9 protein-coding genes are annotated in these 15,798 nt (G+C 40.6%); 8 read left to right on the forward strand and 1 reads right to left on the reverse strand.

All coding sequences use genetic code 11. From position 1 onward, the window contains the following. Positions 1–18: 18 nt before the first annotated feature. The 3 genes from JL001_RS10505 to JL001_RS10515 all read left to right on the forward strand — a co-directional run bounded on the left by JL001_RS10505 (position 19) and on the right by JL001_RS10515 (position 5,074). Positions 19–1,395 carry a hypothetical protein gene (locus JL001_RS10505; protein ID WP_200976039.1) on the forward strand — a complete coding sequence of 459 codons (1,377 nt, stop codon included), beginning with the start codon at positions 19–21 and terminating at the stop codon, positions 1,393–1,395. A 184-nt stretch (positions 1,396–1,579) separates the two neighbouring features. After that, positions 1,580–3,592, forward strand: a complete 2,013-nt coding sequence (locus JL001_RS10510; protein ID WP_236252773.1) for a glycoside hydrolase family 2 protein — start codon at positions 1,580–1,582, stop codon at positions 3,590–3,592. A gap of 24 nt (positions 3,593–3,616) precedes the next feature. Beyond that, positions 3,617–5,074 carry an alpha-L-fucosidase gene (locus tag JL001_RS10515; RefSeq protein WP_200976041.1) on the forward strand — a complete coding sequence of 486 codons (1,458 nt, stop codon included), beginning with the start codon at positions 3,617–3,619 and terminating at the stop codon, positions 5,072–5,074. Positions 5,075–5,395: 321 nt separating this feature from the next. On the opposite strand, the gene JL001_RS10520 is transcribed toward JL001_RS10515, so the two are convergent. Further along, positions 5,396–7,753 carry an arylsulfatase gene (locus JL001_RS10520; protein WP_236252774.1) on the reverse strand — a complete coding sequence of 786 codons (2,358 nt, stop codon included), beginning with the start codon at positions 7,751–7,753 and terminating at the stop codon, positions 5,396–5,398. Positions 7,754–8,235: 482 nt separating this feature from the next. On the opposite strand from JL001_RS10520, the gene JL001_RS10525 reads away from it, so the two are divergent. From JL001_RS10525 to JL001_RS10545, 5 genes are all read left to right on the forward strand, one after another. After that, positions 8,236–8,805 (forward strand): RNA polymerase sigma-70 factor, encoded by a 570-nt coding sequence (locus tag JL001_RS10525; RefSeq protein ID WP_200976042.1) that lies wholly within the window; start codon positions 8,236–8,238, stop codon positions 8,803–8,805. A 122-nt stretch (positions 8,806–8,927) separates the two neighbouring features. Next, positions 8,928–10,082: a FecR family protein gene (locus tag JL001_RS10530; RefSeq protein ID WP_200976043.1), complete on the forward strand. Its 1,155-nt coding sequence runs from the start codon at positions 8,928–8,930 to the stop codon at positions 10,080–10,082. A 132-nt stretch (positions 10,083–10,214) separates the two neighbouring features. Next, complete coding sequence (locus JL001_RS10535) at positions 10,215–13,556, forward strand: SusC/RagA family TonB-linked outer membrane protein (RefSeq protein WP_200976044.1); 3,342 nt, start codon at positions 10,215–10,217, stop codon at positions 13,554–13,556. 12 nt (positions 13,557–13,568) lie between these two features. Further along, a complete protein-coding gene (locus JL001_RS10540; RefSeq protein WP_200976045.1) occupies positions 13,569–15,023 on the forward strand; it encodes a RagB/SusD family nutrient uptake outer membrane protein in 1,455 nt (484 codons plus the stop codon). Between the two features lie 13 nt (positions 15,024–15,036). Then, positions 15,037–15,798, forward strand: a complete 762-nt coding sequence (locus tag JL001_RS10545) for a DUF4843 domain-containing protein (RefSeq protein ID WP_200976046.1) — start codon at positions 15,037–15,039, stop codon at positions 15,796–15,798.

Below are 15,798 nucleotides of genomic sequence, written 5' to 3' on the forward strand. Positions count from 1 at the left end.
TAAATACAACCCATAATTATGAAAAACCTTTTGAAATCAAATTCCCGAGTATTACTGACTTTGGTAATACTGGGAATAGTTTTTTCTTGTAACGAAGTGCCAAATGTCCCTCAAATAGAGGAGGAAGTACCAAATTTTGTGACTCATCAAGAGAATCTTAACATAGTCTATTTTGTACCAAATGATAATCCAGAAGTGCCTGGTTATCAAGAAAGGCTAAATGATTTGTTAATTACTTTTCAGGATTTTATCGAAGATGAAATGGATAGAAATGGATTTGGAAAGAAAACATTTGGCTTGCCATTGGACTCAGCCACAAATCAGGTAAAGCTGGTCCTTATCTATGGAACGGAAGATCAAGCTACTTATGACTACGGAAGCGGAAGTGCAATCATTAGCGAGATTGATGCCTATAAAGCTACACATCCGGAAGACTTTACAAGTCAGCATAGTTTGATCATTCTACCTCAAAGAACTGATGGTGGAAGCCAGCCATTTTATGGATGGGGAAGATCTTGTTTTGCTGTCGATAATCCCAATATAAGTGTGGAAGAAATACCTAATACTTCATCCAATCTTATTGCAGGGATGCTTCATGAACTGGGACATGGTTTGAATTTAGCCCATAATAAAGCGAAGGCATCAGATCAGCAAACTTTGGGTACATCGTTGATGGGGTCAGGAAATTATACTTGGGGTAGAACAGCCACTTTTATCCCATTGGCAGATGCTTCTATTTTGAACAGGAACCAGATTTTTCAATCTTCGCCAGTATCGGATATTTATGGATCTGCCAGTACCATAATGAATCCGGTTTTAAGTTATGATGATACCAATGATATAATTGAACTGACAGGATCTTTTACCAGTGACAAGACGGTGAGTGATGTGTTGGTTTGGGTAGATCCTAATGTAAATGGAGAGGGGTCTGGAACTAATAAGGATTATAACTCAGTCTCTTGGGTGGCCAATAAAAATCAAAATTCCTTTGAGGTGGATATCCCCATGTCTGAAATTCAGGATTATGGGGATTGGCCTTATGAGTTGAAAATTAAATTGCTTATGGAAAACGGAACCATCAAAACGCATGGCTATTCCTTTAGCTATGTTAATGGTGAATTTACCTTGCCAGAAGGGGTGGGGGTGTTCCAGCATTCGAGTTACAATGGTTGGGGACTAAACCTTTCTGAAGGTTCTTATACCACAGCCGATTTAGAAGCTCTTGGTGGAGTGAACAATGACATTAGTTCGATTAAAGTGCCTTTAGGCTATGAGGTCACTTTGTTTGATGGGGATAATTTTACTGGAGATAGCTATGTGGCCGGTCCTGGAAACATAAGCTTTTTGAGCTCCTTTAATGATAAAGCATCTTCAATAATCGTGAGTTTACAGTAATCAATTAAATAAAAGCAATAGGAGATATTTTGGCTTCTGGAAAAGGTTTTCTTTCCCAGAAGCTTTTTGTTAAAGACAAGTAAAAATGAATTGTTTTAAAAATAGCACTATAACTTGGAGCACGAGTTGGCATATTAAGATCACCTATCTTTGGCTTCTTACAGCAACTCTACTATGCTGTTTTGTGAATCAAGGAAATGCACAAGGTAGGAATGAGCTGCCCTTTAATGCCGGATGGCGATTCAAAAAGGGGGCGAATGATTATCAGAAAGATATTGGCTTTTTGGACGAAAAATGGGAAAATATCACTGTACCTCACACCTATAACAGAGAGGACATGCAATTGGGCAAGGACTTTTATACCGGAGATGGTTTTTATAAAAAAGATTTTTTTGTAGCCGATTCTTTGCGTGATAGGCGCTTGTTTATACGGTTTGAAGGGGTAGGTTCAGTAGCAGAGGTTTATGTCAATGGTCGATTTTTGGGAGAGCACAAGGGCAGCTTTTCTGCTTTTGCATTGGAGCTGACCCATTCAGTCAACTATGGTAAAGAAAATAGCATTTTGGTCAAAGCAAACAATGTGGCCAGGCCAGATGTTATTCCGATTAATCATTTTTTGTTTCCATTATATGGAGGGATTTATAGACCAGTTTCCCTGATTGTTACGGATAAGGTGAATATAAAAGTTACTGACCACGCTTCATCAGGTATTTACATCGCTCAAAACAATGTCTCCGCCCGGCAAGCCCATGTCAAGATCAAAGCCAAATTGGAAAACCAAGGCAAAGAGATAAGGTCAATGGAGTTGGTGACAGAAATAAAAGACGCAGAAGGAAAGTCGGTAAAGAAGGCCTCAGAAAAGGTGTCAATTAGCCCACAAGGAGAAACACTGCATGAGCAGGAGCTTGTCCTCAAAAGACCCCACCTATGGCAAGGGGTAAAAGATCCCTATCTCTATTCCGTAACGGTTTCTTTGGTCGATAATGGCAAAGTCCTAGATACTGTGACCCAGCCATTGGGTCTTAGAAAGGTAGAGGTAAGAGCAGGAGAAGGGCTATTCTTAAATGATCGACCCTATCCGATGTACGGGGTGACCCGTCATCAGGATCGTTGGACTTATGGGAATGCTTTGACCCACGCCCAACATTTGGAAGATATGATGCTGATTAAGGAAATAGGTGCCACGACCATCAGACTGGCCCATTATCAGCAGGCAGAAGATATGTATGCTTTAGCAGATAGCCTAGGTTTTTTGATTTGGGCTGAAATTCCCTTTGTCAATAGAAGTTCAGGTGAAGAGACTGAGAATGCCAAACAGCAAATGACCGAACTGATCCGACAAAACTTCAATCATCCCTCGATATATATATGGGGCATTCATAATGAAGTATATTCAAAGACACCTGATGAGCATGTAGCAGTTTTATCAAGAGAGCTGAATGATATTGCCAAAACCAATGACCCCAATCGACTTACGGGAGCGGTAAGTGGTTATGGAGAAATGGATCGGCCAGCCAATCTTGCCGGGGATGTGCAAGGGATGAACCGTTATTATGGTTGGTATGAGGGAGAGATAGGTGATCTGGAGCAATGGGTAAATAGATTGGAAAATGAATATCCCAATCATATTGTAATGCTAACTGAATATGGGGCAGATGGTAATATGGATCAGGGAGCTGAAAAGTTACCTGAGAACAGAAACCCTGTTAGTGGGAAGTTCTTTCCGGAAAATTACCAGACAGAAACCCATATCCAGCAATGGGCTATCATTGAAGATCACCCTTATATTACGGCTTCTTATTTATGGAACATGTTTGAGTTTGCAGTCCCCATGTGGAATAGAGGAGGGGTAAATGCCCGAAACCTAAAAGGTTTGATCACTTTTGATAGAAACCGAAAAAAGGATAGTTTCTATTGGTATAAGGTCAATTGGAACCCCGCCCCCATGATTTATCTGGCTAATAGAAGAGATAATAAACGTACAGCTTCAAATACTGAGGTGCAGCTTTTTACCAATCTTGATGCAGTTAAACTTTATGTAAATGGAGTATTGGTGGATAAGAAATTAGAAGGAGTAAATGAACATCATTGGCTTTACAATATACAACTCACAAAAGGAGAAAACATCATCAAAGCTGAAGGAGTAAGCAAAACAGGTGAAGTACTCTTGGATGAAATAAGATGGGAATTGAATTAAATAGAATTTTAAAGATATAGACACATGAAAAGCATTTTACGTGGTGCCATATTGGCTGTAGCATTGACTGGTGCAGGACTAGGTTCAGTAATAGCCCAAAAAGCACCGGACAATACACCTAGAACCTCAATAGCCTTGGAGCATGGATCACACCAACTGGGCAATCGAACAGACCTGATGATGGAAAGCTGGAGAAATTATGGCCTAGGGCAATTTATACACTGGGGCTTATACGCCATACCCGGTGGACATTGGGAAGGGAAATATTATGGAGGAGCAGCAGAGTGGATTCGTTCTTGGAAAGATATGCCCAATGAGGCATATGATAAGTTGTACAAGGAATTTGATCCCCAAAATTTTGACCCAAAAGCTTGGGCAAAACAAGCCAAATCCATGGGAGCAAAATACATGATCATCACCACAAAGCACCATGATGGATTTTGCTTGTGGCCAAGTGAATACACCGAGTATGACGTGACCAATTCACCCTATGGCAAAGACATTATTGGTCCGTTGGTAGAGGCCTATGATGCAGAGGGGATTGATGTGTACCTCTATTTTTCGGTAATGGACTGGAATCACCCTGGGTACAGGAGTAAACTGGAGACAGAGGAAGACAGGGAAGCTTATGAGAGTTTCAAGGAGTTCACTAGAAACCAACTTTTGGAACTTTTGGGCCTGTACCCCACCACAAAAGGCTTATGGTTTGATGGTACTTGGGATGCAGCATGGAAGGAGCAGGCCGCTTTTGCAGATAAGCTGGAAACAGAAATGAGAGAAAAAATACCAGGACTGATTATTGGTAGCCGTTTTCGACCGGATGATTATGGTAATCGACATTTTGATAGCAATGGCGACCTGATGGGGGATTACGAACAAGGTTGGGAACGAAAATTGCCAGAAACCTTTGAAGACACCAAAGGAAATGATTGGGACTGTGTGATGACCGTGCCGGAAAACCAATGGGGATACCATTCTGATTGGAGAGGGCATGTAAAAACCAGTTTTGAACTGATTGAGATGTTGGTAAAGTCAGTTTCATTGAATGGAAACTTTGTGATGAACTTTGGCCCTGATGGCCAAGGTTCGATTCGGCAAGAAGAAACTCAATTGGCAGCTGAAATAGGAGATTGGATGAACGTAAACCATGAAGCCATATATGGTTGTGGTTACCTTGATTGGAAAAAGCAGGACTGGGGATATTATACCAAAAACAGAGAAACCGGAAAGATTTACATGGTGGTGTTTAATATGCCTTTAAATGGTGCTTTGAAAGTGAAAATTCCTTCTAAAGTTAGCTTGGGTAAAGTATCTCCATTGGAAAATCCGAAAACCAATTTAGAAGTGGAAGAGATCCACAGAGATGAATACTTGATCCATTTTGAAAATCAGAAGTCTTCAAACTCACCTGTTGTAATAGTCATTGAACCTTCTTTCAGTGAGAAACAGGAAGGAGCTGAATACCAGAAAGCAAAAACCTGATTGAAATTTGGAGGCTATCTCAAAAGTTCCCGCCAGTGTGATCCCATAAAGAAATGGGGAGATGATGGATAGGATTCATTTGAGATAGCCTTTTATATCTACCCTTGGGCTTTGTTAAAGTTGTGGTTAAGCTTAATGTATAAATCATAAAACCTCACGCTACTGGGGTAAATTACAACAAAGCCGCTGATCGTAGATTGCTTCTGTTATATCTTATAAATTTATTTTTCCAAAATCATATCATCAAAAATGCTGATTCATCCAACATTGTATTCATGTTGGATTGTTCCGGCAAGACGAATACCTAGGTATTATAGCAATTTATTTGTTAGGCTTTAGTTGAATATTTACTTCGGCAATTCGTCCTAAGAACTCATTGGCTGAATAGTCTTTGGTCACTGGAGATCCAGAGTCTATGCCTATTCCGAAGGTTTCAATTCCATACCGGCCGGCTACTGTTTTATCCACACGGCCTTCGGCCACTTTTTCATTGTTAATGAAAAGTGTAAATACACCTCCACTACCTGGTTTTCCGCCATCGTAGACAAAATCCAGTTTTACGGAAGCCATACCATCGGGTAGTTTTTTGCTGGATTTAATCTTAGTTACCTCTTCAAAAAAGTTGTAGAGGAAGGTAGGATAGCCATCTTGTATGTATAGGGAATAGCCACCACCAAGCCCTCCAATGGCGTTGATCACACCTTCCTTATGTTGGGCATCTGTTTCAAGCAAGGCTTCCAATATCCATGATTTATTCTTGGTATTTGGGGAAGCCGTTTCCGGGATTCTTATAGCACCTTCGTAAAAGGTGAAATTTGTTCTGTCCCCCAATGGGGAAGGTTTAGGAACAGTTAATCTTCCTGCACCACGATCATCCAGCGGGTATACGCCATATTTTTCAGCTTCTTTATCAAATAGCACTTTTAGTTCTTTGAGCTTTTCAGGATACTCATTGGCCAAATCAACAGCTTCGGAAAAGTCTTCATCAATATTGTACAGTTGCCAGACTTCATTCTCATAACCTGGTGCTATATCTTGTCGCCAGGGCTTGGTATGCTGGTGGGCTGCCACCCAACCTTCGTGGTAAATGGCACGGTTGCTCAGCACTTCGAAATACTGAGTGGTACGAATCTCTTCAGCATTGCCATTTGTAAAAGTGGAGTAGAAAGATTTACCAACAACTGGCTTTTGTTTTACTCCATCAACATACTCTGGAAACTCCAAACCTGTAGCTTCCAAAATGGTAGGCACCACATCTATTACATGCAAAAACTGAGAGCGGATGCCCCCTTTGTCTTTAATCACTTTTGGCCAGGTGACCACCATTGGGTTTCTGGAGCCACCAAAATGAGAAGCCACTTGTTTTACCCAAGGGAATGGGGTGTTTCCTGCAAAAGCCCAACCAATTGGGAAGTGGGGCTCTGTAGTTGGGCCGCCAACTTCATCTGCCTTTTTCAGGTTTTCTTCAATCGTACTTGATATGCCGTTGAGCGCTTTTATCTCGTTAATCGTGCCATCCAAACCTCCTTCAGCGCTTGCTCCATTATCACCTACTATGTACATCACTAAGGTGTTTTCGGCATCAGGTAATTCGCTTATTGCTTTTAACAAACGGCCAACTTCATGATCAGTGAATGCGAAATATCCAGCATAATTCTCGTATAACAAGGTGTAGAATTCCTTTTGTTCATCGCTTAAAGAGTCCCATTCAGGGATATCTTCATTTCGAGGAGAAAGCTTGGCATCGGCAGGAACGATTCCCATTTCTTTCTGACGGGCAAAGGTGATCTCACGCTCCTTGTCCCAGCCATGATCAAACTTACCCTTAAACTTGTCCCGCCACTCTTTGGTCACATGGTGAGGGGCATGCATGGCGCCAGGTGCATAATACATAAACACTGGTTTGTCGGGCGACATCGATTTTTGGAGTTTCATCCATTCAATAGCTCGATCTGTCATATCTGTTTGGAAATGATACCCTTCTTCAGGTGTCTTATCCGGTTCTACCGGTACGGTGTTTTCAAAAATCACTGGATAATACTGATGAGTTTCTCCCGCATTAAAACCGTAGAAATAATCGAATCCCATAGATGTAGGCCAGCGGTCAAAAGGCCCGGCAGCACTGGTTTCCCAGTCAGGTGTATTGTGATTTTTACCAAACCAAGCCGTATTTACTCCATTGTATTTCATCACTTTGCCAATGGTGGCGGTGCTACGGGGAATTAATGTGTTATAGCCGGGATAACCAGTAGCCCATTCAGCTAAAAAGCCATTACCCGATTGATGGTGATTTCTACCAGTAAGTAAAGCCGCACGTGTGGGACCACATACGGCTGTGGTATGAAAACGATTGTAACGCAGGCCCTCACTAGCCAAAGAATCCAGATTAGGCGTAGGGATAGAGCCTCCAAAAGTACTGGTCATCCCAAACCCAACATCATCCAACAAGATTACAATTACATTGGGTGCATCTGCTTTGGGACTTGGTAAATCTGGCCAATCCATTTCAGAATCCCGATAGGTTCTACCTATCTTACCCTGAAACTCCGGGTCATCATAAGGAAGTTTTGTAGTCCCATTTGAACTTGATGTTTCTTTTCGGGTTTGTTGACAAGCCGTCATGATCAAAAGACTGGCAAGAATAAAAAGTTGAAATCGAATGGGTTGTTGGGTTTTCATATTTTCGGTTTTAATGTGCAATAACTAGTACAGGTAAACAAAAAGTATATCAAGCTCTAGTTAGATGTTGACCTGGTATACCTGAGATACATTATCTTAAGATAACCTTTTTCTTCTTAATGGAGATACTACAATGTTTAAAAAATATACACCCTCTATAAAACTAAAGAATATCCACAGTATCTGTGAAGCTTAATACTGTAGAGAGTTACGATTAGGATTCGTGTCAGCAGATTAAAACCTGATTTGACTCTTGGCATACAGCGTAAATAAGAAACGGTGGGGGCTGGTATTTAGGTCAAATGCTCTTTTTAAAACCTGATTATAAATAAAAGTAGCTTAGGGAATTGTATAATTTTTATTTTTTTAGGTATTAATTGTTGGGAATGCATTTTTTTTAATTAATCGACTTATTAAATTCCTTTTTTTCATTTATTTTTCACAATTGTCACAGACTTTAATAAAGTAATTAAGAGGGATCTTTGCAGGTTAATTTTGACGATATTGAAATAATTCAAAAGCTCAAGAGAGGAAATGTATCTGCATACAGAGATATTTTTGATAGGTATTACAGTGGACTCTGCCACTTTGCCCATAAATACCTAGGGGATAAGGATGATTCGGAAGATGTGGTTCAAGAGGTATTTATGGTGTTGTGGGACAAAAGAAATGAATTTGAGTCATTGTCAACAGTCAAAAGTTTTCTATATACAGTGACCAAAAACAAATGCATCAATTTGATAAGTGTTAGCGCTAATAGGAAGAGGATACTTGAAGGTGATTATTTGTTTTCTCAGCAGTTTTTCGAGGAAAATATAATAGAGGAAGAAATGTACAGGGCCTTATACAAGGCCATAGAAAAACTTCCGAAACAGTCTCAAAGAATTGTACGGCTCAACCTAAAGGGAATGAAGAACCAAGAGATAGCAGATCAGCTTGGGATTTCTTTGAACACGGTGAAAACATTAAAAAAGAAAGCCTACACAGCTATCCGGTCTGAAATGGGCATGTTGGTATTGGTAAAAGTATTCATAGGTTTACCACTTCTTTAAATATAATAAGGTCGAATTTGATACTGGTAAATCAAAGAATCACATTTTTTTAAAACTTTTTTAACAATTTGGTCACCCGTTTTTTTTGGTTACTTGTTTTATATACAAAATAAAACCAAACTATGAACGAACTTTTCGAGGTAGCTCGAATTATCCTCAATCAGAAGTTAGATAATAACAATAAACCCAGTGAAAAGGAGCTGTTGTTTTTGGAGGATTGGCTTAACCAATCTGAAAAGAACAAGGCACTTTATGCCAAGCTTCAGAAGAAATCAGCAGAAGAGCTTTTAGAAAGAGAGCCATTGGCATTGAACCAGGACAGCGCATGGCAGAGACTGAATGCTTATGCCAAAGGAGGGACGGCCATGAAGCCCCGCAAATACCACTGGGTAAAATGGGCTGCGGCTTTATTTATTCCTTTGTCCATAGGACTTGTCTTGTTTTCATTGCTTAAACCTCATACTGAAGAATCAATAAGTCCGGGAAACAGTGGAGCATTGTTGACATTGAGCAATGGAGAAAGGGTGAACTTGGAAGAGCTTAAAGATATTACCTCACTTGAAGGAGGTGTGCTATCGAAAGAATCGGATAAACTGGTTTACATAGAGGGTGAAAAAAGTGGTCGTAAAGAAAAGATTTATAACACGATAGAAACTACGATAGGGAAAGAGTTCGGTCTCAAGCTTTCGGATGGAACGGAGGTTTACCTGAACCCACTAAGTAAAGTGACCTTTCCAATAGGTTTTGACCAAAATGAACGAGTGGTTGAGCTTTCTGGATTAGCCTATTTTAAAGTAAGCCATGATGCCTCTCGTCCTTTCTACGTGATGGTGGATGGGATGAAAGTGCAGGTTTTGGGAACCTCTTTTAGTGTAAGGTCATATGAGGACGAGGGGTTTGCTGAGACGGTTTTGGTGGAAGGAAAAGTAAAAATTGTGGATGAAAGGGGAGTAGAACAAGCATTACTAACTCCAGACCATAAGGTAGTCTTGGATAAATCAGAAGGATCATTTGATGTTTCAGAGGTAGATGCCAGGCGAGCTACCTCATGGGTAGAAGGCTACTACTTCTTTGAAGATGCCACCTTAGAGGATATTTTGAATGATCTTTCCAGATGGTATGAGTTTGAAATAGAGTACGATCGCCCAGAGTTGAAAGAGCAACGTTTTGAAGGGTATATCAACAAGTATGAGGAATTGGATCCTGTATTAAAGATAATAGAACATACAAATAGTATTAAAATAGAAAAGAATGGAAGAACCTTGATCGTAAAGTAAAAAAGAAAGGGTGTTGATTGCGGCAACAATCCCCACCCTGAAATGTCAAACAACAGTTCAACAAACCACTAACAATTTATGAAGAAAAATTTAAAGAGATATCTCTTAAGGGGATATTTATGGCCAAAAGTCATGAAACTCACAGCAATCCTGACACTCGCCCTGTGTGTTAACTTGTCAGCGGCTTCCATTTCTCAGACCCTCAAAGATTTGAATTATGAGAAAGTGGAATTGAAAAAGCTGATCAGGGAAATCGAGAAACAAACAAGCTATAAGTTCTTTTACAACCTGAACGATGTCCGCACCATAAAGGATCTGACCGTAAAGGAAGCAGCAATTTCGGTAGAAGACTTACTTAACCAACAACTTAGAAAAACACCACTAACTTTTGAGATAATAGATGAAACAATTGTACTAAAGCATAAAGCTAACCTAACAAAAAATCCCACTTCACTTTCAAACTCAAACAGGCTTTCAGTAATCAAACGTGATATGGAAGAGATCACGGGTGTAGTTACCGATGAAGAAGGAGAACCTCTGCCTGGAGTAATTGTGCAGTTGAAAGGAGCCAGTCAGGCTAATTTGACTGATGAAGATGGAAGGTATAGGGTACTGGTTCCTGATTCGGATGCCGTATTGATTTTTAGGTTATTGGGATATGAGGTAAAGGAAATTCCTGTTGGCAATCAAAAAAAGATCAATGTTAGACTAAAGGTCAGTGTAACAGGGATGGAAGAATTCATTGTTACCGGAGTAGTAGAACGGGATAAGGAAAGCTTTACAGGTGCTGCTACCTCTTTTACGGGTGCTGACTTGAAGCAAATCACAAATGGTAATGCAGTAGAGGCTTTAAAGACCTTGGATCCATCTGTAGTGATTTTCGAAAATAACCAGTTTGGCTCTGATCCCAATATTTTACCCAATATTGAGGTACGGGGAAAGACCAGTATTTCTACTTCCGAGTTACGGGATGAGTTCGGTTCTGATCCTAATCAGCCACTTTTTATCCTGGACGGATTTGAAACTACTTTACAGACCATTGTCGATTTGGATATCAACAGAATCAAGTCCATTACGATTTTGAAAGATGCTGCTTCAACTGCACTCTATGGTTCTGTTGCTGCGAATGGCGTAATTGTGGTAGAGACCAAGAAACCTGAAGTAGGTAAAATCATGCTTTCTTACTCAGGGGATTTCCGTGTAAACGCTCCAGACTTAAGTGTTTACAACATGATGAACGCAGAAGAGAAATTGGAATTTGAGAGATTGTCGGGAAGATATGATCACTATTCAATAGATCCTGAATTTCAATTGCCTCTTGATGAACTGTACAATCAGAGGCTTGCAGAAGTAAGAAGAGGAGTGGATACCTATTGGTTATCTGAACCGACTCAAGTGGGCTTTACCAATTCACATACCCTATATGCAGATGGTGGTACGGATGAATTGCGCTTTGGTGTATCTGCTAACTACCGAAATGTACAAGGCGTGATGAAAGGTTCAGGCCGTGAAACCTGGCAAGGTTCAGTAGATATCAATTATCGTAAAGGAAAGATCAATATCAGCAATAAGTTATTTGTCAATGGTTTTACTGCCACAGAGTCTCCCTATGGTCAGTTTTCCAATTTTGTAAACGCCAATCCTTATTTCAGGAAATACAATGAAGATGGCGGTGTAGACAAATACTTAGAAAGAGGCCTGGTAAGTGGCTTAGTTGTTTATCCAAATACTGGGGTTCCCAACCCTCTATACAATGCACTTCTGGAGAATCAATATGATGAAACCCGTAACCTTAATGTGCAAAACAACCTTCAACTTAGATATAATATAAGTCCCTCTTTCCGTATACAGGCCATGACGCAAATTGTGGGGACAAAGAACGAGAAAGAAGCATTTATTAGCCCGATGAATACTCAGTTTGACAATATTGGAGTGTTAAAAAGAGGCCAATATGACAATAGCCAGATATCTACATTTTTATATCGTGGAAATATAATGGCGGTATATGCCAAGGTTATAGGAGTACATAGCCTCACAGCTAACCTAAGAGGAGAAATTCAAAGTGAGCACAATGAAAGAAAATCTTTTGTGGCAACAGGCTTTCCTGTGGGGGCAGTAGGTAATCCAGCATTTGCCTTTTCTTATCAGGAAAACAGCAATCCATCAGCAGCATATAAAGATTACCGTCGTGTAAATGGTTTGGCGAGTATCAACTACGCATATGACCAGCGGTTTTTATTCGATGCTACCTACCGCATCGATGGCTCCACAGCATTTGGTAGAAACAATCCCTATTCTCCATTCTGGGCGGTAGGTGCAGGCTGGAACCTTCACAATGAACCAAGTCTAAAAGGAAACGCAGTAGTGAGCAATTTAAGGTTAAGAGGAAATATTGGGGTTACCGGTAACCAAAGCTTCGGAAACATCACTTCTGTATCGGTATATAATTATTTCCAAACCCTGAATGTTTTTGGGCAAGGTATTTCACTTTCTACAGTAGGTAATCCTGATTTGGAATGGCAGCGTACTAAAAACTATAGTGTAGGTATTGACTTCGGTTTCTTTAAAAACCGGTTGTCTGGTTTTGTAAATGCTTACCAAAAAATCACAGACCCATTAATTGTAGTAGTGGATCAGCCTGCCTCCACTGGTGTGGTAGGAGTTCCTATGAATGTTGGCTTGTTGGAGACCAAAGGAATTGAGACCAATATCAAATACTCCCCCATTTTTAAGCCTCAACAAGGAATAGTCTGGACTGTGGGTTGGATGGGTAACTTTATCGTGGACCAATATGATGGGTTTGATGAAAAGTTAAACAAACTCAATGAGGAGGAGCAGGAAAGTAATAGTTTGACCAGGTTTAAGGATGGTTATAGCCCTACTGATATATGGGCTGTCCAGTCATTGGGGATTGACCCAGCAACTGGAGAAGAAATTTTCTTAAAGAAAAATGGTGAAAGAACCTTTGTTTATGATCCAAACGACATCGTCAGAATCGGAAATTCAAGACCTTTTTCAGAAGGAGTCTTGAGTACCAATTTCTCCTACAAAGGTTGGTTGATGAATGTGTATTTGAGATACAGAATAGGAGCAGAAGTATTTAATGACGCTTTGTTCAATAAAGTGGAAAATATCAATGCGGAAGCAGTAACGCTTAATCAAGATAAAAGAGCTTTGACAGAAAGATGGAAGCAACCTGGAGATATCAGCCAGTTTAAAGGAATAGGATTGACTGGAAGCACACCAATGTCCTCTAGGTTTGTACAGGAAGAAAACAGCTTAAGTGGAGAGTCCATTTCTGTAGGCTACCAGTGGAATGCCAATAGTCACTTTTTGAAAAGTTTAGGCTTGCAAAGGTTAAGGGTCAATGCCTTGATGAATGACATTTTTAGACTGTCAACGGTCCAGGTGGAGCGAGGAATCCAATATCCTTTTGCCAGAACTGTATCCCTATCTGTAAACGCTACTTTCTAAATCGGACTGAAAATGAAAAAAACAATCATAAAATATATAGTAGGGGTTTGTGCAGTGTGGATGACCAGTTCATGTGATGATTATCTGGATGTACAGCCCATGGACAAATTTTTGGAGAGCCAGGTATTTTCAACTCAAATCGGAGTACAAAATGCTTTGAACGGCATCTACCTGGAGCTGAACAATAATCGTGCTTATGGAGAGGACCTTACTTTGGGTGCTATAGAGGCCTTGGCGCAGCGGTACAACCAACCGAATAGTGACCAACCCTTGTATTCGTACCAAAACTATTTGTACGATGAGCAACCCGTGATGACCAAGTTTGAAAGCATCTGGACCAGGGCCTATGTGAACATCTTGAATATCAATGCGCTTCTGGATGGCCTGGAGAAGTATCCGGGTGTATTGCCCCAAGATGAAGAAAATCTGGTCAAGGGAGAAAGCTATGCCCTAAGGGCATTCCTTCACTTTGACATGCTGCGGATCTTTGGAGGTGTACCGGGGGAAAGCATGGATGCGTACCAGTTGCCCTATTACGATGCAGTGGAAAAGGAAGCTGTCCCGTTGATTGCCGGAAGTTTGTTTATGGACAAAGTGTTGGCTGACCTTGAGATGGCGGGGGATTACCTTTCCGGAGATCCAATCGTTGAAAACGGGACGATGCTTTCGGAATCACCGGATGGGGAAATCAACTTTTTCAGGTATAGGAACTTCAGGATGAACCTTTATGCGGTGAAGGCACTCCAGGCAAGGGCATATCAGTATGCCGGTAATGATCAGGCAGCCCTTGAATCAGCTGAATGGGTGATCGAAAATGCAAGCCAGTGGTTCCCATGGACAGATCCTTTGGCTGTATTGTCCACTCCTGATGCCCCTGATATGGTGTTCTCTTCTGAGATTCTTTTCGGGACCTATAACATGAACCTTTATGGCAGGTTCAACAGCTTGTTCAACAGTAGTTTACAGGAGAATAAAATTTTGTATGCTAGGCCAAGGAGACTTGACCAGACCTTTGAGACCAATGAAAATGATTACCGCTTCAATTCTTCATGGGTATTGGGCAGCAACCATTCCTTCAAGACATTCAACAAGTACAATGAGCCGGGTCAGATCAATAACTCAACAGCAAGCTTTAAATATGTATTGGGATTGATCAGGATGTCAGAGATGTATTATATAGCAGCGGAGTCCTTGGCGGACACTGATCCGGGGAAAGCACTGGGTTACTTGAATACGGTAAGGTACAACAGGGGCTTGCAGGACCTGAACGAAGGTGTGGATATCCAGGACGAGATCCTGAAGGAGTACAGAAAGGAGTTCTTCGGAGAAGGCCAGTTGTTCTTTTACTATAAGCGCCACAATATAGACCGCATCCCAAACGGCTCATCGAATACGGCCAACAAGACGATGGACGAGAGCACCTATGTGGTTCCTTTGCCACTATCGGAATTAGAGTTTAGAAACTAGAAACCTGACAAGAATGAAAAAGATAATTCAAAATATATATCTATTATTGGCCATTGTGGCTTGCTGGAGCTGTGTGGAGGATGAGTTGACCACTTACGAAAGCAATAAAGACAGTATTTATTTTACCTATTCCAAAGAAGGGCACCTTGCCACCTCACCTTTTGATAGTTTGTTTTATTCTGTTGGTCTGGTTCCAAGTGGGTTTACGGATTCCCTAATTAGTATTCCTGTAAAAATTATAGGTAAAACAACTGATTACGACAGAGCATTTTCCTTGGAACTGTCTGATAGATCCACTGCAGTGGAAGGAACCAACTTTAAATTCGAAAGTGAATTAACGATCCCTGCTGGAGAAGTGTCATCTGAAATTTTGGTTAGGCTTTATAAGACTCCTGATATTGCAGAGGATACCGTTATGTTGGATTTTAATTTACTTCCTAATGATCATTTCAATACGGATATGAAGAGTTTGATCAACCAATTTGGTGTGGAAGAACTAAGTTATATCAACTTTGAAGTTTACCTGACAGGAACCATTACAGAACCTGCCTACTGGTTTGCGCCTTTCTTAGGCCCTTTCTCTGAAAAGAAAATTTTATTGATGGCGGAAGTGTTAGGTATAGACCCTTTAATTTTTACCAAGAGTGGTGTGTCCGTTTCAAAAATGATGTATTACGGTAAAGCAATGAAGCGGTATTTGGATATCGAAAGAGCAGCTGGAAATACAATCTATGAATTGGATGGATCAGAGATGGAAATGGGGCCTTACTTTTAA

Source organism: Echinicola sp. 20G, from assembly GCF_015533855.1.
Lineage (GTDB): Bacteria > Bacteroidota > Bacteroidia > Cytophagales > Cyclobacteriaceae > Echinicola.